Origin of the sequence: Apibacter mensalis, from assembly GCF_001418685.1 — a bacterium.
Taxonomy (GTDB): Bacteria; Bacteroidota; Bacteroidia; order Flavobacteriales; family Weeksellaceae; genus Apibacter; species Apibacter mensalis.
Window position 1 is genome coordinate 97,415 of the sequence record NZ_LIVM01000003.1, and the last position, 26,247, is coordinate 123,661.

Annotated in this window: 22 protein-coding genes; 14 read left to right on the top strand and 8 right to left on the bottom strand. The window is 30.4% G+C overall.

The window, feature by feature from the left end; genetic code table 11:
- The first annotated feature begins 4 nt into the window (after positions 1-4).
- Positions 5-649 (top strand): carbonic anhydrase, encoded by a 645-nt coding sequence (locus ASC36_RS02930; RefSeq protein ID WP_055424998.1) that lies wholly within the window; start codon positions 5-7, stop codon positions 647-649.
- 154 nt (positions 650-803) lie between these two features.
- Here the strand turns inward: ASC36_RS02930 and ASC36_RS02935 are convergent, their stop codons facing one another.
- A complete protein-coding gene (locus ASC36_RS02935) occupies positions 804-2,078 on the bottom strand; it encodes a YeiH family protein (protein WP_055424999.1) in 1,275 nt (424 codons plus the stop codon).
- A 182-nt stretch (positions 2,079-2,260) separates the two neighbouring features.
- On the opposite strand from ASC36_RS02935, the gene lepA reads away from it, so the two are divergent.
- The 4 genes from lepA to ASC36_RS10610 all read left to right on the top strand — a co-directional run bounded on the left by lepA (position 2,261) and on the right by ASC36_RS10610 (position 6,389).
- A complete protein-coding gene (gene lepA / locus ASC36_RS02940) occupies positions 2,261-4,054 on the top strand; it encodes a translation elongation factor 4 (protein WP_055425000.1) in 1,794 nt (597 codons plus the stop codon).
- Positions 4,055-4,756: 702 nt separating this feature from the next.
- Positions 4,757-5,359 carry a Crp/Fnr family transcriptional regulator gene (locus ASC36_RS02945; protein WP_055425001.1) on the top strand — a complete coding sequence of 201 codons (603 nt, stop codon included), beginning with the start codon at positions 4,757-4,759 and terminating at the stop codon, positions 5,357-5,359.
- 103 nt (positions 5,360-5,462) lie between these two features.
- Positions 5,463-5,861 carry an HU domain-containing protein gene (locus ASC36_RS02950; protein ID WP_055425002.1) on the top strand — a complete coding sequence of 133 codons (399 nt, stop codon included), beginning with the start codon at positions 5,463-5,465 and terminating at the stop codon, positions 5,859-5,861.
- Between the two features lie 390 nt (positions 5,862-6,251).
- Complete coding sequence (locus ASC36_RS10610; protein WP_156332303.1) at positions 6,252-6,389, top strand: hypothetical protein; 138 nt, start codon at positions 6,252-6,254, stop codon at positions 6,387-6,389.
- Positions 6,390-6,407: 18 nt separating this feature from the next.
- Here ASC36_RS10610 and ASC36_RS02955 read toward each other — a convergent pair whose 3' ends face one another.
- Both ASC36_RS02955 and ASC36_RS02960 read right to left on the bottom strand, forming a co-directional pair.
- Positions 6,408-7,193: a UDP-2,3-diacylglucosamine diphosphatase gene (locus tag ASC36_RS02955; protein ID WP_055425003.1), complete on the bottom strand. Its 786-nt coding sequence runs from the start codon at positions 7,191-7,193 to the stop codon at positions 6,408-6,410.
- The gene (locus tag ASC36_RS02960; protein WP_055425004.1) at positions 7,172-7,615 is read right to left on the bottom strand and encodes a 6-pyruvoyl trahydropterin synthase family protein; all 444 of its coding nucleotides are present in this window, start codon (positions 7,613-7,615) and stop codon (positions 7,172-7,174) included. Before ASC36_RS02960 ends, ASC36_RS02955 begins: the two co-directional genes overlap by 22 nt.
- Before the next feature lie 48 nt (positions 7,616-7,663).
- On the opposite strand from ASC36_RS02960, the gene ASC36_RS02965 reads away from it, so the two are divergent.
- The 4 genes from ASC36_RS02965 (at position 7,664) to ASC36_RS02980 (ending at position 13,537) form a co-directional block, all read left to right on the top strand.
- Positions 7,664-8,335 carry a ComF family protein gene (locus ASC36_RS02965; RefSeq protein ID WP_055425005.1) on the top strand — a complete coding sequence of 224 codons (672 nt, stop codon included), beginning with the start codon at positions 7,664-7,666 and terminating at the stop codon, positions 8,333-8,335.
- Between the two features lie 297 nt (positions 8,336-8,632).
- Positions 8,633-8,905 carry a T9SS type A sorting domain-containing protein gene (locus ASC36_RS02970; RefSeq protein WP_167336866.1) on the top strand — a complete coding sequence of 91 codons (273 nt, stop codon included), beginning with the start codon at positions 8,633-8,635 and terminating at the stop codon, positions 8,903-8,905.
- A gap of 192 nt (positions 8,906-9,097) precedes the next feature.
- Positions 9,098-11,503, top strand: coding sequence for an endopeptidase La (gene lon, locus ASC36_RS02975; RefSeq protein WP_055425007.1), 2,406 nt, complete (start codon positions 9,098-9,100; stop codon positions 11,501-11,503).
- Between the two features lie 231 nt (positions 11,504-11,734).
- The gene (locus tag ASC36_RS02980; protein WP_055425008.1) at positions 11,735-13,537 is read left to right on the top strand and encodes a MutS-related protein; all 1,803 of its coding nucleotides are present in this window, start codon (positions 11,735-11,737) and stop codon (positions 13,535-13,537) included.
- Between the two features lie 62 nt (positions 13,538-13,599).
- Here the strand turns inward: ASC36_RS02980 and ASC36_RS02985 are convergent, their stop codons facing one another.
- From ASC36_RS02985 to ASC36_RS03000, 4 genes are all read right to left on the bottom strand, one after another.
- A complete protein-coding gene (locus tag ASC36_RS02985) occupies positions 13,600-14,601 on the bottom strand; it encodes a hypothetical protein (RefSeq protein WP_055425009.1) in 1,002 nt (333 codons plus the stop codon).
- 29 nt (positions 14,602-14,630) lie between these two features.
- The gene (locus ASC36_RS02990) at positions 14,631-15,485 is read right to left on the bottom strand and encodes a hypothetical protein (RefSeq protein ID WP_055425010.1); all 855 of its coding nucleotides are present in this window, start codon (positions 15,483-15,485) and stop codon (positions 14,631-14,633) included.
- 42 nt (positions 15,486-15,527) lie between these two features.
- Positions 15,528-16,382, bottom strand: coding sequence for a hypothetical protein (locus ASC36_RS02995; protein ID WP_141656183.1), 855 nt, complete (start codon positions 16,380-16,382; stop codon positions 15,528-15,530).
- Positions 16,383-17,134: 752 nt separating this feature from the next.
- Positions 17,135-17,329 (bottom strand): hypothetical protein, encoded by a 195-nt coding sequence (locus ASC36_RS03000; protein ID WP_055425012.1) that lies wholly within the window; start codon positions 17,327-17,329, stop codon positions 17,135-17,137.
- A 109-nt stretch (positions 17,330-17,438) separates the two neighbouring features.
- Between ASC36_RS03000 and ASC36_RS03005 the strand changes: the two genes are divergently transcribed.
- The 4 genes from ASC36_RS03005 (at position 17,439) to ASC36_RS03020 (ending at position 24,190) form a co-directional block, all read left to right on the top strand.
- Positions 17,439-18,125, top strand: coding sequence for a LexA family transcriptional regulator (locus ASC36_RS03005; protein WP_082435385.1), 687 nt, complete (start codon positions 17,439-17,441; stop codon positions 18,123-18,125).
- 197 nt (positions 18,126-18,322) lie between these two features.
- Complete coding sequence (locus tag ASC36_RS03010; protein WP_055425013.1) at positions 18,323-19,012, top strand: LexA family transcriptional regulator; 690 nt, start codon at positions 18,323-18,325, stop codon at positions 19,010-19,012.
- A gap of 322 nt (positions 19,013-19,334) precedes the next feature.
- Entirely contained in the window at positions 19,335-21,965 is a 2,631-nt protein-coding gene (clpB, locus tag ASC36_RS03015) for an ATP-dependent chaperone ClpB (protein WP_055425014.1), read from the top strand.
- Positions 21,966-22,333: 368 nt separating this feature from the next.
- A complete protein-coding gene (locus tag ASC36_RS03020; protein ID WP_055425015.1) occupies positions 22,334-24,190 on the top strand; it encodes a TolC family protein in 1,857 nt (618 codons plus the stop codon).
- Positions 24,191-24,256: 66 nt separating this feature from the next.
- Here the strand turns inward: ASC36_RS03020 and ASC36_RS03025 are convergent, their stop codons facing one another.
- A complete protein-coding gene (locus ASC36_RS03025; protein WP_055425016.1) occupies positions 24,257-24,841 on the bottom strand; it encodes a riboflavin synthase in 585 nt (194 codons plus the stop codon).
- Between the two features lie 218 nt (positions 24,842-25,059).
- Between ASC36_RS03025 and pdxA the strand changes: the two genes are divergently transcribed.
- Positions 25,060-26,157 (top strand): 4-hydroxythreonine-4-phosphate dehydrogenase PdxA, encoded by a 1,098-nt coding sequence (gene pdxA, locus ASC36_RS03030; protein WP_055425017.1) that lies wholly within the window; start codon positions 25,060-25,062, stop codon positions 26,155-26,157.
- Positions 26,158-26,247: the final 90 nt, after the last annotated feature.

Genomic DNA, 26,247 nt, shown 5'->3' on the forward strand with positions numbered 1-26,247 from the left:
CCATATGAATTTTGAAAAAATATTTGCCCACAATGATATTTGGATAGCAGAAAAGCTATCCGTAGATAAAGAATATTTTAATAAGTTATCCGAAGGACAGAATCCTGAAGTTCTTTACATAGGCTGTTCTGATAGCCGGGTAGCAACGGAAGAATTACTAGGAGCTAAACCCGGAGAAGTTTTTGTCCACAGAAATTTAGCCAATATGGTTATTAGCACTGACTTCAATGTACAATCAGTTATAACTTATGCCATCGAGCACCTAAAAGTTAAGCAAATTATTGTTTGCGGACACTATTATTGTGGCGGAGTAAAAGAAGCTATGGAAGCTAAAGATCTTGGGCTGTTAAATCCCTGGTTGCGTAATATCAGGGACGTTTATAGAATCCATAAAGATGAATTAAATTTAATTAAAAATTCAGAAGAAAAATATAATCGTCTCATTGAATTGAATGTTGAAGAACAATGCATCAATCTAATTAAAACTGCTGCTGTACAAAAAGCTATAATTGAAAGTAATCTAAAGGTTCATGGTTGGATTTTTGACATTCGATCCGGTAAATTAATTGATATGAAAATTAATTTTAAAAAGATTCTGAAAGAGATTATGGAAATATATAATCTATATGAAGGTAAAAGTTTATTTTAAATAAATAAAAAGAAATGAATCTTTATTTTTGCTCATTTAATTTACGAGATAAAACATTTATTTTAAAATTATTCATAAAAATAAAATAATGGGAGAGTTAACTTTTAGCTAATCTCTCCCAAAAATAAAAATAATAAAGAAAGTAATTATTTTTTTATATTTTAGTCCATTCTATACCAAAAACTAAATAAGCGACAAGTAATGTAAATATAACATTAAAAGTTTGTGCTCCTAAAAACACTAAAGTAGCTTTCCTATTTTCTTTATTAATCAACGTTTTGAAATTAGTTTCTAACCCTATTGATGTAAATCCTAAAGCAAACCATAAACCTTGAAATTTCTTTAATACATTAAGTACAGGTTTATAGTGTTCGGTTGGTATAACAAAAGAGAATAATAAAGATGCCATTATAAAACCTATAACAAATTTAGGAAATCGATCCCAAATAACTTTTAAATTAGGTTTATCAGCAAACTCATTCCCTTCTTTTTTAGTATAGCTCCAATAAACAGCAATTAAAAAAGCAGCAATTCCCAACAATACATTTTGTGAAAATTTAACTATTGTACTAATTTTTAGAGCCTCTTCTCCATAAACAGCACCGGTTGCTGCTACTGCACCGGTTGTATCTATAGTACCTCCAATCCATGCTCCGGCCATTACTTCTCCTAATCCCAATAATTTTGCTAAAACCGGCATAATGACAATCATAGGCACAGCAACCACTAAAACTAACGATACCACATAGGATAATTTCTTTGAATCTCCTTTTATAGCTCCGGCAGTTGCTATTGCAGCAGAAACTCCGCAAATGGATACTGCGCTGGACAACATCATAGACATTTCCTTATCTATATTAAATTTCTTGCATAACCAGAAAGAAAAATACCAAACAGAGAAAACTACTACAACAGATTGTATCAGTCCCAATGCTCCAGCCTGCATAATATCTTGAAAAATTATAGTTGAACCTAAAAAGATCAGGCCAATTTTTACATACATTTCAGAAGACAAACATCCTTTTATCCACTGAGGTGTACCTATAAAATTGTTAATAACTAACCCTATAAGTAAACAAAATATAACAGTTTCAAATCCCCAATAATTCATTACTGAATTCCCTCCAATAATCATTGCGACTATAGTAAGAATAAATAGTAAGGGAAAACCCTTGGCAGAGCTTATAGGTTTACCTTGTAAAATATCCGCTAACAATAATAAAACATAAGAAAGAATAAAAATTACAAAAATGTTTATAAAATTTTTTCCTGTTAAAACATTGGACAATAAATCGTCACCAGTATTCCATTTAAATGTTGGCCAACTTAATGTATAACCTAACAAAGAATATAAAATAATACCTAATACGATGACCAATCCACCGATAACTGTGGTTGTCCAATCTTCTGTTAAACTAAGTTTTTTCATTTTTTATTTTTAATGTTCTTTTACTAAAGTTTTTTAATTTAAAATTAAAACACCGCAAATGTAATAATTCCTATCGAAATAATGGGGATTGAGTTAAATATTTTTACCTTGAATAAGAGTTTGTACAAAATACGCACTTATATTGTTGATAAAAAATGTATTTTTGCATTATTGTAGCAAATATGAAAAACATAAGAAATTTCTGCATCATAGCCCATATAGATCATGGCAAAAGTACATTAGCAGACAGGCTTTTACAACAAACAAAAACTATTTCCGATCGCGAGCTACAGGAGCAAACCTTAGATGATATGGATTTAGAACGAGAACGAGGCATTACTATCAAGAGTCATGCTATTCAGATGGAGTATGAGTATAAAGGAGAAAAATATGTATTAAATTTAATAGATACTCCCGGACATGTAGATTTTTCTTATGAAGTTTCGAGATCTATTGCTGCTTGTGAGGGAGCTTTGTTGATCGTAGATGCAGCACAAAGTATTCAAGCACAAACTATATCTAATCTATATTTAGCTTTAGAACATGATCTGGAAATCATCCCGGTATTAAATAAAATTGACTTACCTTCTGCAAATCCTGATGAAGTTACCGATGAAATTGTAAATCTTCTGGGTTGCAAACCCGAAGATGTTTTACGTGTCAGTGGTAAAACAGGAGTCGGGGTTGAAGAATTATTAGAACAAATTATTGAAAGAATTCCGGCTCCATCCGGAAACCCTGATGCACCATTACAAGCTTTGATTTTCGATTCTGTTTTCAATCCTTTTAGAGGCATAGAAGCTTTCTTTAAAATAGTAAATGGCAAATTAACAAAAGGCCAAAAGGTAAAATTTATGGCTACCGAAAAGAGTTATGATGCTGATGAAATAGGTACGTTAAAACTCAATCAAGTTCCTAAAGATGTTATTCATTGCGGTGATGTAGGGTATATTATAAGTGGTATAAAAGAAGCTCGTGAAGTAAAGGTAGGGGATACCATCACTTCTGTAGAATATCCTGCATTAGAGGCCATTGCCGGATTTGAAGAAGTTAAACCCATGGTTTTTGCCGGTATATACCCTGTAGATACCGAAGAATATGAATTATTGCGTTCTGCTCTTGAAAAACTTCAGCTTAATGATGCTTCTCTTGTTTTTGAACCGGAATCTTCGGCTGCTTTAGGATTTGGTTTCCGTTGCGGATTTTTAGGTATGCTTCACATGGAAATTATTCAAGAGCGTTTAGAACGAGAATTTAAAATGACGGTGGTTACTACCGTTCCCAATGTTTCCTACAATGCATATTTAAATAAGGATCCTGAAAAAGCAATTATAGTACATAACCCATCAGAACTTCCCGAACCCACTACTTTAAATCATGTGGAAGAACCTTATATTAAAGCTTCAATTATCACTAAATCAGATTTTATTGGTGCTGTAATGAACCTTTGTATTGAAAAAAGAGGCGAACTGATTAACCAATCTTATTTAACTACCGACCGAGTAGAGCTGCATTTTGAAATGCCTTTAGCTGAAGTAGTTTTTGACTTTTACGATAGACTAAAAACCATTTCAAAAGGGTATGCCTCTTTTGATTATTCTCCTTGCGGAATGAGAACTTCTAAGCTGGTAAAAGTGGATATTCTTATCAATGGTGAACCGGTTGATGCTTTATCTGCATTAATTCATCAAGATAATGCCTATACTATAGGTAAAAAAATGTGCGAAAAGTTAAAAGAATTAATCCCGAGACAACAATTTGATATACCTATTCAGGCAGCACTTGGATCAAAAATTATTGCTCGAGAAACCATAAAAGCTTTACGAAAAGATGTTACCGCTAAATGTTATGGAGGAGATATTTCTCGTAAAAGGAAATTATTAGAAAAACAGAAAGAAGGTAAGAAACGTATGCGACAAATTGGACGGGTTGAAGTTCCCCAATCCGCTTTTTTAGCTGTATTGAAATTGGATTAAAATTTTAAATATATAAATCAGTAGGCTTAATTCTATCTTTAAATCTATAATTAATGTTTATTAAATAGAGTTAAGAATTTATGAATTATAAATTAAATTAACTATATAAATTATAGCTATATGACTCGTCATTAACATATAAATTATTTTTTTGCTAACTGGAAATATTTTATTTACAGTCAATTATAGTTTAAATTTAATTTAAATTATTAATTAGTATTATTTTAAAATTATTATCTAATATTTTAGATACAAAAATAAGTTGAATATTTCTTTTTATCTTTAAATAAAACCTACAAAAAGTAGTATTCAATTAATTTTATTTATATAATTAAAGATTATGAATCTAAATTTACCTAAATTTTATATCAAATTAAAAACATAATAAACTAAAAAAAACTTACAATTTGTTAGTTATTTTTCAATAAAATATTTTTATAAATAAATTTTCGTAACCAATCTCAATTATATCCTACAAATAATAATAAGAAATTTAGAGTTCTTAGACATTTAAACATATTTAAGATAAAGTATTTATAAATTTTATATAGCGGTTATATTTATTTTCTATATCTAAAGAAAAAAATATTTAAAGAATTCTTACTAAGTAGTATAAATATTATAAAAGCACTCTTAATATAATGAGTATACTATTACATATTTAAAAATTTTTTACATAGCGATTTAAAAACTTTATATACTATGATTTTTGAAAAAATTTTGGAAGAAATAAATGATGTAGTGCCTATTTTTAAAGAGGAAAAGGAATATCTAAAATCTATTTTGAAATTTAAAAAGCTAAATAAAAAAGATTTTCTTTTGCATCAAAAACAGGTTGAAGATAACTATTATTATGTCCTTTCCGGTTGTTTACGAAGCTATATAAATGATAAGAAAGGATTAGAGCATGTTCTCCAATTTACTTCCAAAGGTTGGTGGATAGCAGACAATGAAAGTATTTTATATAATCAACCCTCAAAATTCAATATTGTTGCAGACTTAGATACTGAAATACTAATTTTATCAAAAAAAGCAAAAGAAGAATCCGTTAAAAAATTTCCAAAATTAGAACTTTATTATAATGAGAGCTTAATTCGTTCGGTAATTTTTTTACGCAACCGCTTATACGAAATTTTGAGTTTATCTGCGGAGGAAAGATATAGAAATTTTTGTATAATGTTCCCCGAATTAAAAAATTCAATTTCGCAAAAACATATCGCCTCATACATTGGCATTACTCCGGAATTTTTCAGTGCCATGAAAAAGAAATTAAAAAATAGGCAGATTTGCTTTGAAGAATGTTAATTAATACAATTAAACTTTTAATATTAGATAATAAATATATCAATTTAAAAAAAGGCAGTCAAAGTTATTTGATAAAATAATCTATTTATTTTAAATTTACCCTATGGACATAGTGAAATATTGCATTTTGTTATTGGAAGAAGCCAATCAAGTTACTTTACCTTCCTTTGGCAAATTTGAACTGAAATTTAATTCCGTTAAAAAGGATAAGGATACCTATCAAATCCTCCCTCCCTCCTATTCACTTTATTTTACTCAGCAACACAATTTAAATGATACTTGCTTAGCTGATGTAATTGCTGAGTTGAAACCTACAGATATTGAAAAAGCAAAAGAATTGGTTTATCAAACAATCAGTGGATGGAAAACTATTTTAAAAACTCATCAATATTTAAACATTGAAAATTTGGGTATATTTACTGCTGAAAAAGAAAAGATTATTTTCAATTTAAGCGAAAATAGTTTTACCACCTATAAAAATTTTGGTTTACCTCCTCTATAATTGAATTAAAACTCATGAAAACTAAACTCCATACGGTTTAAAAAACGTAATGACGACCATAGTGCTCACTAATGAAACAGATGCCTATAATTGTTTGAGTGGAAATTTGCTTTTTTTAATGAATCGTACATATACCACATTACTGCTCAAAGATAGGAATGTGCCAAAGTAGTAACCGAGTCCATTAATTATCTCTTATTTTCATGATGTATTCCTTTACACAAAATCCCAGAAACAATTATAAAATTTTCAAAAACTTACTTGAGTTTAATTATGGAAATATTTTATTAATACATGGGAAAATAATGTAATAAATTTTACTAAAACAAAAAATAATAATGAAATTTATACTTTTTTAACATTAAATGAATTCATAAAGCCTGAAAAATTTTGAATTTAGTTTCAGAAACCGATAAAAAAATAGTAAAACATACCGGAGGCCTTTATACGATGGAATTATCTTTACTATTTTCCAAAAGAATTATTACGACAGATACCACTGAATTCAAGAAGATGTTTGAAGTTTAAAAGGGATATTAATAGAGTTTACTTAAAAGTTTGTAAATGTAAATTCCCCCTGTCGAAAACTGCATAAGTATAATAAGTAACCCAATCTCCTAAATTTACATAATGGCTGTTTTTATCTTTGCCAATTAGTAGATCCATGGGTAAATGACGATGTCCATAAACAAAATAATCGTAATGTTTTTCAATTAGCTTTTCTTTAGAAAATACAATCAGCCATTCATGATCTTCTCCTAAGAATTTTATATCTTCCTCTCCGCTTATTAATTTATTCTTTCTTGATAAGTAATTACCTAAAGCAACTCCTATATCCGGATGCAACCATCTGAAAAACCATCTAGCAACAGGGTTCGTGAAAAGTTTTTTCATTCTTTTATACCCTTGATCTCCAGGTCCTAATCCATCTCCATGTGCAACAAAAAAACTTTTGTTATTAATGATAAATGTTTGTTCCTCAATAAAAATTGTTACAGCTAATTCTTTTTGAAGATAATCTCTCATCCATAAATCATGATTACCGGTAAAAAAATATATTTTAACGCCAGAATCTGATAGCTCTGCCAACTTCCCTAATACTCGAACAAATCCTTTAGGTACAACTGTTTTATATTCATGCCAAAAATCGAATAAATCTCCTAACAGAAACAGTATTTGAGCGTCATGTTTAATCTGCTCTAAAAAATTTACAAAAATTTTTTCTCTTTCTCTAGATGATATAACATTAGGAGCCCCTAAATGCTGATCTGAGGTAAAATAAGCTTTTTTCCCTGGTATCAATTTAATTTCTATTGGTCTTCCCTTATCCATTCACCATATGAGGTTTCGGTTTCGTATAATTTAAGCTTCGCTAAAATAATATTCTCAGGAAGTTCCAATTGTATCTTATCGGCAAAATCCATCAACATATTCTCACATGTAGGCTGATAATTCATAAATATAACTTTATGACCTTGATTTTGCAATTGCTCTCCTAATTTTTTATGTTCTGTTTGAGCATTCAAAATAATGGCATGATCTAAGGGATTTATAATTAATTTTTTTACAATAGACTTTAAATCTCCAAAATCCATAACCATTCCATTTTTAACATGATGTATATCGTTGCAAGGTTCTCCTTTAACGGTAACATATAATTTATAAGAATGGCCATGAATGTTCTTACATTTACCATCATATCCCCACAGAGCATGTGCTGTTTCAAATGTAAATATTTTAGTCAGCCTTATCACAATTATATAAATTTGTTTATCTTTGGCAAAGATAATTTAAAATTACTCATGTGGCAAGAAATACTCTCCACACTGTTTCCTAATAGATGTATTGGTTGTGAAACAATTATTCCTTCATCACAACAATATTTATGTGAGATATGTAAAGCTAATTTACCATTTACATATATCCCCTTTAACGATACAAATATTATTCACAATCAAATAAATAATTCCGTAAAAATAAAATTTGCTTCTTCTTTATTATTTTTTTCAAAAGAGAATGTAACTCGACAATTGATTCATCATTTAAAATATAAAAATAAACCTGAAATTGGTTCCTGGTTAGCTGAAATATGGTTTATGCAAAATGAAGGCAATCCTTATTTGAAAGACATAAAAACCATTATTCCGGTTCCTATTCATCCGAAAAGATATAAAAAAAGAAGCTATAATCAAATCATGCTCTGCTGTCAAAAACTGGCAACTTTGTTACATTGTAATCTTGATGAACATTTACTCCAACGAGTTTCTCATACGGAATCTCAAACACAATCGAGTAAAGAAAAGCGTTTAAAAAAAATGAAAAATGCTTTTAAAAGAAATTCTAAAAGTTCCGATCACTATTTATTAGTTGACGATGTCTTAACAACAGGAGCTACTTTAATTGCTTGTACTCAAGAACTTATAAAAACAAAAAATTCCCAAGTAAGTATTTTTACTTTAGCTGCAACTATATAAAATAAAAATTCTGAATAAATGAATAAATCCGTTTTTATCAAACTTTTTAAAGATAAGATAACTTAAAATTATCCTTATTCACAAATAAAAATTAAAATAATTAAATAAAAAGTTGTAAATAATAAAAGTTTGTATTAATTTTATACATTAATTTTTAATGTTTAAAACTATTCTTTTGTCAAGAAAAATTTCGTATATTTATTATTATAATTGCTTATGAAGAAATTTTTATTTTTTATTACATTACTTTTTACAATTAACCTGGTTACGGCAAAAAACTTACCAGCAAATTTTTTAATGAAGTTTTATTTGCAAGAGCAACCTTATACAAAATCAAAATTGTATCCTAACCCGGCTGTAAATTTTATATTGGTAAAGAATTCAAGTTCATATACAATTAATAACATTTCTGTCCTGTCGATGGTTGGCACCAATTTAATTAATAAGGATATAACAGGTTCCAATCTTAATCATGAAATTAATATTTCCAAACTTCCAACAGGGCGATATTTTGTAAAGGTCACTTATTCCGACGGAAGCAGAGAAATACTTACTCTTATCAAGCTATAAACTAAGGTTTTATTTGCTTTCAACCTTAATTTCTATTTGGCATATTAATTGACCTTAATACATGTACAAACTTTAGAGGTTACAACATTTCTTATTAATAATCAATACTATACCCAATTAATATTTACAAAATGTAATTTACTTTTTCTAGATATCTGAAAGTTTGTCATTAAATTTTTAATACGAAATATTATGAAGTTCGACATATTGTCATTAGATCAAGTTATGCAAAATGATGGAGAATTTATTCCCTTATTAAGCCAGGATGAGGAAGATAAAATGATGAATGAAACTTTTCCTACGGTTTTACCCTTACTACCGGTAAAAAATGTAGTGTTATTCCCCGGGGTGGTTATACCCATTACTGCCGGAAGAAACAAATCCATAAATTTATTACAAGAAGCGCAGCAAAGTGATAAAATAATAGCAGTTATTACACAAAAGGATGTTAATGCGGATAATCCGTCTATTAATGATATGTACACTGTGGGCACTATAGGTAAAATATTAAAATTACTTAAAATGCCCGATGGAAGTATTATGGTAATTATTCAAGGAATACGAAAATTTTCAATCAATAATATACTTGAAGAAGAGCCTTATTTAAAAGCAGAAGTTACTTTACTGGAAGATAAAAGGAAAGTTTCCAATAAAAACAAAGAACATTTTAATGTATTGCTGGAAAGCCTGCGTGAGACTGCAATTAAAATTATCAATGAAAATCCGGCAATTCCCTCAGATGCTTCTTTTGCAATTAAGAATATTGAAGGCAGCTCGTTATTGGTTAATTTTGTAGCTTCAAATCTTGATTTACCTATAATCAAAAAGCAGGAATTATTAGAGGTTAACAATTTATTAGATCGTGCTTCCGAAACTTTAAAGCACCTGAACTTTGAGCTTCAAAAAATAACTTTAAAAAATTCTATTCAAGACAAAGTCAATACTGATCTCAGCAAACAACAACGTGAATATTTTCTTCACCAGCAAATGAAAACCATTCAGGAAGAACTGGGAGGTGTTTCTTACGAAGCTGAGATACAAGAAATGAAAGAAAAGGCTTCGAAAAAAAAATGGAACAAAACAATAAATGAACATTTTGAAAAAGAGCTTAATCGATTGGTTCGTATGAATCCACAAACACCTGACTACGGTGTTCAGAGGAATTATTTGGAATTGATGTTGGATTTACCTTGGGAAAAATATTCTAAGGATAATTTTGATATAAATCATGCTGAAAAAGTTCTAAATAAAGATCATTTCGGATTAGAAGATGTTAAGGAACGAATCTTAGAATATCTTGCGGTTTTAAAACTCAAAGGAGATATGAAATCTCCTATAATTTGCTTATATGGTCCTCCCGGTGTAGGTAAAACCTCTTTAGGTAAATCCATAGCATCTGCTTTAGGAAGAAAATACATTCGTATATCCTTGGGAGGTCTGCATGATGAATCGGAAATAAGAGGACACCGTAAAACTTATATTGGTGCCATGCCGGGTAGAATCATTCAATCCATTAAAAAGGCAGGATTTTCAAATCCCGTTGTTGTTTTGGATGAAATAGATAAAATTAGCTCCAGCGGACACGGTGACCCTTCTTCAGCATTACTTGAAGTATTAGATCCTGAGCAAAACAGTACCTTTCACGATAATTTCCTTGATGTAGATTACGACTTATCCAAAGTATTATTTATTGCTACTGCTAATAATTTAGCCACCATACAACCTGCTTTATTGGACAGAATGGAAATTATTGATATATCCGGATATACCGTTGAAGAAAAAGTAGAAATTTCCTATAAATATCTTTTACCTAAGCAAATTCTTGAACATGGACTCAATAAAAAGGATATTTCTATAAGCAAAAAAGAATTGGAATTTATCATTCAAGCGTATACACGAGAATCCGGAGTTAGAGGACTGGAAAGGAAAATTTCGAAAATTGTCAGGAATATTGCCTTACAAATTGCCCGTAATATTGAATACACCAAAAAGTTAAATCAAAATAAAATTATTGAAATCCTTGGACCGCCTATGATGCCGGAAACTTCAGAAACTAATAAAGTTCCCGGAGTCGTTACCGGGTTAGCCTGGACTCAGGTTGGTGGAGATATTCTTTTTATTGAAAGCATTCTATCTAAAGGTAAAGGAAATTTATCGATGACCGGAAACTTAGGCAATGTTATGAAAGAATCTGCTACTATTGCTTTGGAATATATTAAATCTAACTATAAACAGTTTCATATCGATCCTCTCAAGATTGAAGAAAGCAATATCCATATCCATGTACCTGAAGGAGCAACTCCAAAAGACGGTCCTTCCGCCGGCATAGCGATGCTAACTTCACTCGTTTCTTCATTTACCGGTAAAAAAGTTAAGTCTAAGTGGGCAATGACCGGAGAAATTACTTTACGAGGTAAAGTTCTCCCTGTAGGTGGTATAAAAGAAAAAATTTTAGCAGCTAAACGTGCCGGTATTACAGATGTGATACTCTGTGAAGAAAATAAAAAAGATATTGAAAAAATAAATCCCGATTATATTAAAGGCTTACGAATACATTATGTAACTCAAATGTCTGAAGTGATTGACTTAGCCCTATAATAAAATGTAAACAAAGAAACATAAGCCTGATTTTTAATCAGGCTTTTTGTTTATCTATCTTTATATTAATTCATTTTATATACTATAATTATCTAATTTAAAAAGATCCCGCCATCAATAAAAAGATAATTTATAAATTTTATTTCCTTATGTTATTACCTAAAAAAATAAGATTGTAGGAAATATATAAGCCTTAACCCCAACTATTTTATTTTGTTTAACTTTGAAAGTATGAAAATAAAAGATATTAAAAATTCGTACCATTTTCTTATAAATAAAGAGAATAAAACTGTACAATCATTAAAAAAAAAGATATTTATTGTTGCTGCAGTAAGATTAGCGGTAGTACTGTTGGCTGCCATACTTTGTATATTTACATGGAAAAACAGTTATCTTACCGGTGGAATTATTTTTATATTTTTTTTCCTTTTTATTTTATTGTTAAAATTACATCAAAAACTATTTTATAAAAAAAATTATTCGGAAACCTTACTAACATTGGCAGAAAATGAATGTAAAGCACTTAATTACGATTTTTCTTCTTTTAAAGGAGCACCGGAATATATATCAGCAGAACACAGCTTCAGCTATGATTTAGATTTGTTTGGCGATCGATCCCTTTTCCAGGCCATCAATCGAACCTGCACCCCTCAAGGTGAACAATTTCTTGCCCTTCAATTTATTTCTCCTGTTTTAGAAAAAAAAACTATATTAGAAAATCAGGAAAGCATCCAAGAATTAGCCTTCAAACAAGAATGGGTAAATCATTTTAGAGTTTTAGGTACCTTAAATAAAAATTCCGATAAAAAGGAAGACCGTTTTTCTCAAATTTTTTCCAATACATTTTTATTATATAAAAATAAATTCTGGGAAATTATAATATACCTTATACCATGCTTGTATTTCAGTTTACTATTGCTTACAGCCTTCCACATAGTATCTGCTTTATATTTGATTCCTTTATGGATCATAACCTTTTCAATCAACACTTATGCGGGTAGGCACGTAAATCGAATAGTTCACCAATTAAATAATAAAACGGATATTTTATCTACCTATACCTCACTTTTTAAAACCATAGAAGATCAAAATTTTAAAAGCAAATTATTGAAAAAACATCAAAATATCCTTAAGAAGGGAACACCTGCTTCCGTAGCCATTCATAAGCTAGAGCGATATTATTCTCATTTAAATATGGGTTTGGCTTATCCCATGACTTTATTTTTTAATCCTGTTTTATGTTGGAGTGTACGTTATTCCATTCAAATAGAAAAATGGATAAATACATATAATAACCATTTGCCTGATTGGTTTGATTCTCTTTCTCGTTTCGACGCCTGGTGTTCTCTTTCTACTTATGCATATACGCATCCCGACTATTGCTATCCTAAAATAAATACCGAACATTTTATATTTGAAGGTAAGGAATTGGGACATCCTTTACTTAACCGTTCTGCTTGTGTAACTAATGATGTTAAAATTTCAAAAGAAAAGTTTTTCTTAGTAATTACCGGAGCTAACATGGCAGGTAAAAGTACTTATCTAAGAACTATAGGAGTTAATTATATACTGGCTTGTATCGGAGCACCGGTCTATGCAAAGTCTTTAGAAATTTTCCCGGGAAATTTGGTTACCAATTTAAGAACTACAGATTCATTAGTTGATCATGAATCTTATTTCTTCTCTGAGTTGAAACGATTGAAGATGATTATAGATAGGTTAAGATCCGGAGAACATTTATTTATAATCTTAGATGAAATTTTAAAAGGAACTAATTCGGAAGATAAGCAAAAGGGGTCTTTGGCTCTTATGAAGCAGCTTATTTCCTTAAAGGGTAATGGAATTATTGCTACTCATGATTTAGTAGTAGGAACCTTAGAGACGGCCTATCCGGATAATATAAAGAACTATCGTTTTGAAGCAGAAATTTTACAAGATGAGCTATGGTTTGATTATAAATTAAAAGAAGGAATAGCTCAAAATATGAATGCCACTTTTTTAATGAAAAAAATGGGTATTACCGGTATTGAATAAAAAATACCTGCCGGTATGGCAGGTATTTATATATAAAAAATACTAGTATATAGATATTTTCACTATGGTGCTGATGGATATAAAGAATCTTCATCTATATCTAAACGAACGGCAAAGAAATAAACCCCAACCGGCAGGTCACCACCGCCGTTACCTGCTCCCGGTATGGCTGATTTACTTTCCAATTCGTTGGTAGCATTCAAACTTGTACTAAAAGTCAAGGCTATTTCATGTTCATATCCCGGGTCTCCAGGTTTTTTACCGGGAGATTGAATCACTGCGATATAATTGATGTACGGGGTTGTGTATCCTTGACTTTTGGCTTCCGGATATACTCCGACAACTGACATGGCGTGTTGGGATGGATTTCCACCTATCCCTGCACTTGCCAAATACCAATTCTTATTCCATGAACTACATTTACTAGGATCTATTTGAAGACTATCATTAAAACAAGGAGCTCGTTTATTTTTCAATTTATTATCGTTGGGGTCGTAGGAAACAGTACTAAGATCATCTAGATCATGCAGATACGTCCAATATAATTTTCCTTCATCATTACCATGGTTATATATCATATACTTAGCCATAATCATCCACACCCCTGGTGGTAATTTCAATCCTTTTCCCGTTATTGAAATTTCTCTATGATCATTTGCTCCTCTCGGAAAGGGCACGTTCATATTAAAATCTCCATTAATTTCAGCCTGTTTTATAGTAAACGGTTTAGGTACCCAGTTAACTACTCCCGTGTTATCCTGAAACATCAACATGCTTCCTTTATCCTCAGATTGATCACTGATACGAATTCCGTTTATATTACCATCTGTTTTAATATGTACCTTAGCCGTAGGCGTAATAGTTCCTATTCCTAAATTACCACTTTTATCAACAATCACATCATCTGAAGTATTAGCCCCTCCTTGAGTATCTCCCTTGGCATCTACATGAAAAGGACCTTGAGGTTGAGTTGTGTTTATCCCTACTGCAGGTGCTTGGGCAAAAGAGAAATTGAATCCCATACCTCCTGCCACAATTATATATAATAAAAATAACTTTTTCATATACTAAATTTAAAATTCATATGTATTAATTAATCTATTAGTCCTGAATCTAACCGAACGGCATAAAAGTAAGATCCCTGAAAGTAGTCATTAGTTGTAATATATTTATACTGCACATTACTGGTGCTTCCATGTATTTCAAATTCTTGATGACCAACTTTTTGACCATTTTTATCTACTTTAGGTACCACCACTACAGCAGCCAACTGGGGTGTCCCAATATAAAATCCGGCTTGTTCTACAGGTACCCCTAAAATAGTATTATAGACTTTATCATCCAAAGTTGGATGCTCAGTTACATTTTTTAAGTAAATCCATATATTATTTCGAGGTCTGTTAGCTCCACCCGGATCAGCACCATTTCTAACAACAAACTTGGAAAGAACCAACCACCTTCCCGGTTCTAGCTTTAAAGTTTTTTCAGTCAAATTTGTAGAACCACCGTCCAGCCTTAAAGGCAATTTATCGCCTATTGTTCCTGTTCTAATTACCGGTTTTTCCGGAGCTATCCATTTTGCATTTCCTAGAGAATCAGTGCTAACCAATATATTGGTCGCAGCTTCGGTTCCATCTTGTAGCCGAATGTTTCCATTAACATCTAAACCTACATTCGGATTAACTTTTCCTACACCTAAATGACCATAGAACTTTGAAAATGGATTAAGTAATTCATTTTTTCCCGGCTTGAAAACCACATCATCGGATGTATTTAAAGGGATAGAAATATTCCCGTTATCTTTTTTTGCATCAATGTGAAAAATCCCTTGAGGGTGATCGGTATTAATACCCACTCCTTTTTTATCTTGTAAAATACCAATACCTTGTGAAATACCAAATCCTGTTGCTACAACCAAAAGGCACATGGTTAAAATTATTTTTTTCATGATTTTAAATATAAAATTATAATAAAGATCCTATTTTTTCACTTATTTAAATTGATCTAATCGTATAGCTCTAAAATACGGCTTACCGGTAGCAAAACCGGGATAATCATTATCCACGTATACCACTGTGTTATTTGGTATACTGGTGCTGGCATAAGCGTGTACCTCCATTTCTTGACCCGGGTCTATCCTAACCACATGGGTTAACTGAGGGGTAGTAGCACAGGCTCCGACACGTTCAGGTGCAAAACCAACGGTAGTTAGCAGTTTTTTCCCCTTTAGATCATATAATAAGGTCCAAATATATTGATCAAATCCTGCCGGTCTTCCACATCCCTCACGAAAACCATTGGGAGAACTTGATGTACGAGTGGTATATTTAAGCTGAATCAGCCAAGTACCTGCATCAAGTTTTAAAGGGGTGTCTGAAATTTGAACAGCCTCTTTTCCCGGAGTTGCACCAGGATCTCCCGGAGGAAAAGGTTCTGTGTTTTTTAAATTAGGTGCCTGTGTTGAAGTAGCAGTAAGCTTTGTTTCAATTTGTATAACACTTCCTACCTTCAAGTCAGGCTTGGGTCGGGGTGAAATTACAAAATTACCTTCTGCATCCGAAGTAATAATTTCTCCTTCAGTAATTTTACCGGGAGGAGTTACCCGCAATCCTTTTCCTTTAGTACCGATAATGTCCAGCTTTGATTGAGGAGCAAGAGTTCCTATACCCACCTTTCCATCTGCATCTATTATAAAGTCGTCTTGACTTAAATTTTCTTGGGTTCCATTAATATGGAAAACTCCTTGAGGATTTTCTGTATTTATTCCCACTCTTTGCATTTTTTGAGAGAAAGAACAAACGGAAATCACTCCGAGTAATGAACATAATAAAACTCTCTTTTTCATAATGAATTATTAATTAACATATTAACACTTAATTGATTTTCTACTTTTTAATTTTAAAAAATCTATTCTATTTTTAATGATCTCCTCTTTGGTTTCATTACAAAAATTTAGCAGCTACCATAGCATTAAAAATAGATGAACACTTAATTTTTTAAATTTTAAAACTTTTAAACACTAACTTTATGGCCGTAAATATAAACAAAAAAATTTACAATCATAAAGTTTATATAACATTAATTATCTTTATCCTCTTACACCATCATAAAGCTATAAAAAAATTTTTATAATATACAATATTTTATTATTATATTTTTTTAAGATAAATAATAAAGCAATTTATATATTTTAATCTTTTACTTGAGTTAAATGAGGTCTTGTAATATAATACCTGATTTATATACGTACATTAAATCACATCACAGCTATTTTCATTAATTTTTTTTAGAAATTTCTCACTGTTTTAAATATTGTAGATAAAATTTTTTCATGACCCTATTTCTTATTTTAATAACTTCTTTTTAACTTATTCATAAAATTTTTAGCTCATAAAAACATGATTTTTATTATAAACCGGTATTACACCATTTCATACTCTATGATAGTGTGATAAATATATACAAGGTCATTTTTAATCCGTATATTAGTTGACAACTGCATGTATAAAATTATGTATAGATATTGGTTTTAAATTAACTTGGGGTTAAGACCTCTTGTATTTTATCGTAAATCGTGTTTTTATTGCCGTATATTTATTATCCTGAAATTTTCTTATGATACTCTTTTATTAGTCTTTCCCTATTGCTGATTATTGCTTCTAAAGCTTCCATTACATCCATTTTTTCGCGTGAAAAACGAGCTCTTACATTTTCAGGAGTTATATTTAATAATTTAGAGGCTAAAATAAAATCTCCCACTTCTATTTTTCTTTTTATTTGTTTTATTGTCATAACAATAATATATTTTTTGATATCTTTGTTTTATCTCAACACAAATATATATACATTTTGTTTATTTTAAAATTATTTTACACAAAATGTATGTTTTTTTATATCAAACATGGATAAAACTATTATTCTTAACAAAATTAAAAAATACTATGGGTTTACTAAAGACTCTCAATTAGTAAAACATTTGGGCATAACTTCTCAAATATTGTACAATTGGAAAAGAAGGAATTCGTACAATATTAAACTTATATACACAAAATGTGAAATTTTTAATTATGAATGGCTATTAACCGGTAAGGAGCCTATGTTGAAAAAAGATAATATTAAATATAATAATCTTTATTTAGCTGAAGAATCAGAATACAATTTCCATAAAAGTAAAAAAAATCATATTCCTTTATATAACTTAGATCGCAACGGGGGTTTGAGAAATATTTCTGATAAGAAATTCGATCAAAAAGATATTATAGATTTTATAAAACTACCCGATTTAGCTGATTGTGACGGCGCTGCTTACGTTAAAGGAAACTCCATGCTCCCAACAATTCAAAATGGCGACATCGTTATTTTCAAGACTATTTCACCTAAAGACATATTTTGGGGTGAATTATATTTAATCGAGCTAAGCATGGATAATAATTCCTATTACATAGTAATAAAATATATTCAAAAATCTGAAAAAGGAGAACAATTTGTTAAGCTTACTGGACAGGACAGTAAAAACGCTCCTCAAGATATTCCCTTCTCTAAAATTAATGCAATGGCTCTTATTCTTGGTAGTATACGAATCTTTTAGAAAAATTCCCCCCACTCTATAGCCTCATCTTCAAAACGTTTAATATTCTGTTTTGTTTATATTGTATTTATTTAAATAATGTTGCATTGTTATGACAATATGATAATTTTTAATATATTTGTTCAAAAATCAAATAACACATGCAGACGGAATGATTATATACCATTTATTTGATCTTTTATTTATAGCTACAACCTATGGAAAAATCAACCATTTTAAATAAAATAAAATTATTTTATGGGTTTAAAAAAGATTCTGAATTTGCCAGATATCTTGGTATTTCACCCCAAACGTTTTTAAATTGGAAGAAAAGAAACAGTTATGATTCTTTATTGATTCACACTAAATGTCCTGAAATAAATCTAGAATGGTTACTAACTAGCGAAGGCCCCATGATAAAACGTTACATTTCAGATAAAGATATTCCTTTATCCGTACGGGAGCATCCAGCGTTTAAATTACAAGAGAAAAATAATTTTACTATACCCGTTTACAACTTAGACACTAATGGAGGATTAAAAAATATAGTTCATTCAAAATCTAAAGACACATTTATTTCAGAATTTATAAAAATACCAAATCTATCTGATTGTGATGGAGCAATTTATATAAAAGGTGAATCTATGTTTCCACTTTTAAAAAATGGAGATATGGTCATTTTCAAAAATGCATCAACAGAAAATTTATTTTGGGGCGAATTATACATTATAGAAATAGCTTTAACACCATATTCCAATCATACCTTCGTAAGACATATTCAGAAATCCAGCTTAGGCAAAGATCACATAAAATTAGTAAGCGCGAATCCTATGTATGAATCTAAAGATGTTTCTTTAAATACGATTAACGCAATTGGCATAATACGCGCAAGTATCAGGTTCCATTAAATTAATAATAGTAAAGCTAACGATACCCCCCTCCTACTACGCATTTATTAATCATTTATTATACGCTTAAAAGTATTCTTTATCATTTATAAGTAATTTATTTTCAAGTTATTATTAATCAAGAGGCTAATTCTTTATAGATTTAAAACAAACAAATATTCTATACAAAATGTCATTATGTCACGAGCTGCAATTTAATCTTAGTATATAGTGACATTTTGTCTTGAATTGTTTGTTTTTCCTCTCATTGATTTATTAAAAACCTTATTGATGAATTTGGTTTATATTTTGCTGAGATAGAAATGTAAGAGATTAAACAAATATGGATTTTAATAAATTAACCATCAAATCACAAGAAGCCTTGCAACAATCACAAGTGATTGCACAAGGTTTAGAAAACCAGGCGATTGAACCTGCACACTTACTTAAAGCTTTATTGGAAAGTGAAGCTAGTGTAATAACCTTTATATTGAAAAAACAAAATTCAAATTTAGCATATATTAACTCCGAGCTTCAATCAATACTAAATTCTTTACCCAAAGTAAGCGGCGGACAAATTTATCTATCTCAAAATTCTAATAAAGCTTTAAATGAAGCTCAATTAGAATCTACTAAAATGAAAGATGAATTTATAAGTTTAGAGCATATTTTCTTAGGGCTGCTTTCAGTAAATGACAAAACTTCTCAATTATTAAAAAATCAAGGGGTTACCAAAGAGGGGGTAATTAAAGCTATCGAAGAAATAAGAAAAGGAGAACGAGTAACTTCTCAATCTGCAGAAGATACCTATAATTCATTAAATAAATATGCCAAAAACCTTAATGAATTAGCACAAAACGGAAAACTTGATCCGGTAATAGGCAGAGATGATGAAATTAGGAGAGTTTTACAAATACTTTCACGCCGAACTAAAAATAATCCTATATTGATTGGTGAACCGGGAGTTGGAAAAACCGCCATTGCCGAAGGTATAGCACATCGAATCATAAACGGAGATGTTCCTGAAAACTTGAAGGATAAAACTATTTTTTCCTTGGATATGGGAGCTTTAATTGCCGGAGCAAAATATAAAGGAGAATTCGAAGAACGTCTAAAAGCCGTTGTAAAAGAAGTTACTGCTTCTAATGGAAATATTATTTTATTTATTGATGAAATCCACACCTTAGTGGGAGCCGGTGGAGGCGAAGGAGCCATGGATGCTGCCAACATATTAAAACCGGCACTGGCACGCGGTGAACTACGTTCCATTGGGGCAACTACTTTAAATGAATATCAAAAATATTTTGAAAAGGATAAAGCCTTGGAAAGACGTTTTCAAAAAGTAATGGTTGAGGAACCAGATATAGATGATGCTATAGCTATATTACGAGGCATTAGAGAGAAATATGAAGCACATCATAAAGTACGCATTAAAGACGAAGCCGTAATAGCTTCGGTGGAACTCTCCAATCGTTATATTTCTGACCGTTTTTTACCGGACAAAGCCATAGACTTAATGGACGAGGCTTCTGCAAAGCTTCGTATGGAAATGAACTCCAAGCCTGAAGAGCTGGATGCTTTAGACCGTAAAAAAATGCAGCTGGAAATAGAGTTAGAAGCAGTAAAAAGAGAGGTAGAAAGCCCTTCTTCCAATGAAAGCATTAAACAAGCTAATGAAAAAAGATTAGAAAATGTAAAAGAAGAATTATCTCAGCTTAATGAAAAAAGAAATGAGTTGAGTGCATCTTGGAAAGCTGAAAAAGAAAGAGCGGACAAAGTTCAAGAAATTCGTAAAAATATTGAAGAATTTAAGATTGAAGCAGAGAAAGCCGAACGTTCCGGAGATTATGGTAAGGTTGCCGAATTACGATATGGAAAGATAAAAGAACAGGAGGCTGAACTTGCCAAAGCTGAAGAAGAGCTTTCTGATGATCGGCCTAAATTAATCAAAGAAGAAGTAGATTCCGAAGATATTGCAGATGTTGTAGCTAAGTGGACCGGTATTCCGGTTACTAAGCTTGTACAAAGTGAACGTGAAAAATTATTAAATCTGGAATCTGTCCTTCATAAAAGGGTTGTCGGACAAGAAGAAGCCATTGAAGCAGTGGCAGATGCCATACGCAGGAATCGAGCAGGTTTAAATGATGAAAGAAAACCTATCGGATCATTTTTATTTTTAGGAACTACAGGAGTAGGTAAAACTGAATTGGCAAAGGCTTTGGCCGAATTCTTATTTGATGATGAAAATTCAATGACCCGAATTGATATGAGTGAATACCAAGAAAAACATTCTGTCAGCAGATTGGTAGGTGCGCCTCCGGGATATGTGGGCTATGATGAAGGGGGACAGTTAACCGAAGCCGTCAGAAGAAGACCTTATTCTGTTATATTATTAGATGAAATAGAAAAAGCCCATCCGGATGTTTTTAATATTTTATTGCAAGTATTAGATGATGGAAGACTTACCGACAATAAGGGGCGAACGGTTAATTTTAAAAATGCTATAATAGTTATGACTTCTAATTTGGGTTCCCATGTAATTCAAGAAAATTTTGAAAAACTGGAAGGAAATAATTATAAAGCGATTTTAGAATTGACCAAGCAACAGGTAATGGAATTGCTAAGAAAAACTCTGCGACCTGAATTTTTAAACCGAATTGATGAAACCATTGTATTTAAGCCTCTAAATAAAAATGAAATAAGAAATATCATTGATATACAATTAGATTCGCTCAACAAAATTTTAGATAAAAAAGGGATTCACATGAGTATGACCGATGAAGCAAAAGATTACATAATGAGCAAAGGTTATGACCCTGCTTTTGGGGCAAGACCTTTGAAAAGATTAATTCAGCATGAAATTTTAAATCAACTGTCTAAGGAAATTCTAGGTGGAAAAATAATCGACAATGATACTATTGTCGCTGATTACTTCCCGGAAACCGGCCTGGTTTTTAGAAAAGAAAATTATTAATAAAACGGATTAATCTAAATACACGTTTGAGTCTATATAGGGTATAAATTTATACCCTTTTTTACTCAAAATGCTATAAAAAAAGGTTATATATTATAATTTCAAATATATTTTATATTGGAAATATCTTGTTACAAATTATATTATTTAAATTGTATTTATAAATTAATTTTTATTTCTTGTAATTTATTAAATTATTTTTTTTATATTAATTAGACCCAGAGTAATAATTTAAATTCAACAAATGTATTTTTAATTTTAGAGGTTGTATATAAATAGGAGTATTGATAAAATGTTTTTTTCAGATAGCTGTGTAACAAAATAACTAATTATTCTACTTATAATAGTGAAAATTCATTTACATAAGAATGAAACTAAACAACAGCATAATCGCTTTTTTCATAGTCGGATTTATTTCAGCGCAAAAGGTATGGTCTTTTAATGATTGCTTATCTTATGCCAGAGAAAACAATTTGCAAGTGCTTGCTTCAAAACTAAATGAACAAGTACAAGAAAGTAATTTAAAAATTGCTAAAAAGGAAAAGCTTCCCGATCTTAAAGGTACCATAACCAACGGCATAACTTTTGGTCCGTTGGCTACTCAAAAGGTTACCCAAAATGGTATAACAGATTTTACTATCGACTCCTATTATAAATATACGGAAGGATATCAAAACAATCTTGCTTTGGAATCCTCAATGATACTTTATAATAACAGGCGGTTGCGATTAAATGAGGAGAAAAATTCTTTTTTAGTTCAACAAAATCAATATACCACTGAAAAAATTAAAAATGACATTTCATTACAACTGGTAGGAAATTATCTTACAGTTCTATTGAATAAAGAACTTTTAGGGGTTCAATACAATTCAATGGATATTCAAGCAAAAGAAAAGGATAGAAATGAAAAGTTGTATACAGCCGGTAGCATTCCTCTGAGTACATTATATGAATCGAAATCCAATTTGGCTAATGCTAAACAAACTTATGAAAATGCTAAAATTGAAGTAGATCGGTCTCTTATGGTTTTAGCTATGTTACTTCAAAAAGATTATAGGGATTTTCAGATAGAAGATGTGAAAGTATCCGATGATATAGGTATGCCTCTTATCAACTTGGATGATATCATAAATTATGCTTTTAACAATCAACCTTCTATTAAATCGGCAGAATTGGGAGTTGAATCGGCAAAAAAAGATATTGACATTGCAAAAACCGCTTTTTACCCTTCTATTACAGGAGGATATAAGGTAAGTACCTTTTATCAAGATTATTTTGATCGTTCCAATAAATCCATAGATGATCAATGGTATGACAATCACTCTCAAATGTTGTCCGTTGGAGTAAACATTCCAATATTTAGTAAAGGAACAAATAAAATAAAAGTTCAACAATCCAGAATTAATCAACTTTTACAAGAGAACCAACTCGATCAAGAAAAATTAAATTTAAAACAGAATATTCAAACCTCTTACTTTGACGTAAATACTGCATATCAAACATTTACTTCAGCAAAGGAATTGGTATCGTCTACTGAATTATCTTATGAATTTGCCCAAAAAAGTTTTACTGCTGGAAAAATTAATATATACGATTTAAATACTGCCAGAAATAATTATTTTAATGCATTATCTCAAATGCTTCAGGCCAAATATTCATTTTTATTCAGATTAAAAATTCTAGATTTCTATATTGGTAAACCTTTAGAAATATCTTCTGATGAAAGTGTAAATTATAACAACTTAACCCCTAGCAAAGAAACTATTCAAGCAATCAATGATCTGACTTCAACTGATGTAGAAATTAAAAAACCAGAAATTTTAAAACCAAATAATAATATCCCGGAAATAAAAGGTACAAATCTTTCTACCCCAAATACATCAGCTAACATAAAGTCCGGAAAAGCTATTGATGCTAAATCTAAAGATGAATTTAAAACAAGTATAGGTACAGTTAAGACTTCTACTGATATAAGCAATAATGCATCTCAACCGATAAAAAATGCTCCGGCGAATAGTAAAGACATGACAGTTAAATCAACAAATAAAAATTCGTCCGCAAAACCATTATCTAAAACCGAAGCAGACGCCAAACGTGAAGCCTTAATAAAAGAAAGAAGATTAAAATATAGTCAAGGCGCCAGACCTCAATTCCAGAATGACGCTCAAAGAGAAGCTTTAATTAAAGAAAGACGCGCTAAGCTGAGCAAAGGAATATATGACTAACAACATACAACATATGTAAAAAAAAACCTTTAACTTAAGTTAAAGGTTTTTTTTATATTAAGTTCACTATTTATATAAACTATGCAATTTTTGTAGATACTTACCTATTATATCAAATTCTAAATTTACTTTATCCCCTATTTTTAAAAATCTAAAATTTGTATTATCCCAAGTATATGGTATTATAGCCACTGAAAATTCATTATCCTTACTGTCTACTACCGTTAAACTAACTCCATTCACAGCAATTGAACCTTTTTCCACAGTGATATGTTTTCCGTCATATATAAATGTTAATAAAAAGCTTCCTTTTTGATTTTCTATTGATTTCAATTCACCCACTTGATCCACATGACCTTGAACCATATGACCATCTAACCTATCAGATACTTTGACACATCTTTCCAGATTAATGCAATCTCCAACGTTAAGGTATGCAAAATTGGTTTTTTTTAAAGTTTCAGCAATAGCTGTAACCGTATAAAAGTCCTGATTTATATCTATTACGGTAAGACATGTGCCATTATGAGCAATACTCTGATCTATTTTTAATTCATCAATAAATGAAGCGGATATCGATATGGAAAGATTTTCATCCTTTTTTTCCATATTTACAATCTTTCCTGTTTCTTCCACAATACCTGTAAACATATTTAATTTTTATTCAAAAGTAATATTTTAAAATTTTTATTAAAATGTTTACAGACATTATTTAAATAATCTAAAATCACTTTAGATATCTTAATTTTTACGTATTTATAAGTCAAAATATCTTTATTTCATATAGTAATATTTCTATTTTGTTAAATATTTATAAATTAAATATATATTTTTTCTACATTTGTTATAATTAATTTTCCAGTTCATATATGAGCGTTAAAAATCATAAGCTAAAAATAGGAATTAGTATAGGTGACCCTAACGGTATAGGGATTGAAGTAATACTTAAAACCTTACAAAATAAAGAAATCTTGGATTTCTTTACTCCGGTTATTTTTGCATCAACCAAACTATTATCCTATCAAAAAAATATTTTCGGTTTAAACTCTATTTATTTTCAAGGAATTTTCAAAGCTGAAGAAGCTGTTCCCGGAAAAATAAATGTTGTGAATTTATGGAAAGATAATGTTTCAATTAATTTTGGTGTTTCAACTAATGAAAGCATTAAAATATCTAAAGCATCTTTATTAGCTGCTGTTGATGCATTGAAACAAGGTTGGGTTGATGTATTGGTTACTGCTCCTTTAAATTGGGAAGCTATGCAAACTCAAGGATATAATTTTTTAAATCATACAGAATTTCTTGAAGATATTCTGAAAGAAAAAGCTTATTTACTCTTAGAAAATAACGAATTAAGGATTGCGTTTGCTACATATAATACCCCTATCTCCAAGGTTCCCGAAACATTGAGTAAAGAATTAATTAAAAAACAAATTAAAGCCCTACATACAACTTTAATTCAAGACTTTTGTATTGAGAAACCTAAAATTGCGGTTTTAGGATTAAATCCACATGCTGGAGAAAATGGCCTATTAGGTAAGGAGGAAATTAGTTGGATTGAACCGGCAATTAGAGAATCTTTTGATAGAGGTATTCTCTCCTTTGGACCTTATTCTGCCGATAGTTTCTTTTCTCCAAATATATATTCTTCTTTTGACGGAATATTAGCTATGTATCATGATCAAGGTCTTATACCATTTAAAACTCTGGCTTATGAATATGGCGTAAATTTTACCGCAGGATTATCAGTTATTCATACTGCACCAAATCATGGTACGGTTTATTCCATAGCCGGGAAAGGAATCGCTGATGCAAAATCATTTAAACAGGCGATCTTTGATGCCATAAAGATTTACAAAACAAGAAATGAATATGTGAATTTAAAATCTAATACTCTACAAAAAACAAAAATTGAAGGTATTGATGTTACTATTGATGAAGATTTACCTGAAGAGGGTGAAATATAATCAATTAGTTAGGGTATATTATTAAAATAGTTTTTAATTTTAAATAAAAAAAACTTTAAAATTACTTTTAAAGTTTTTTATTTACTAGTT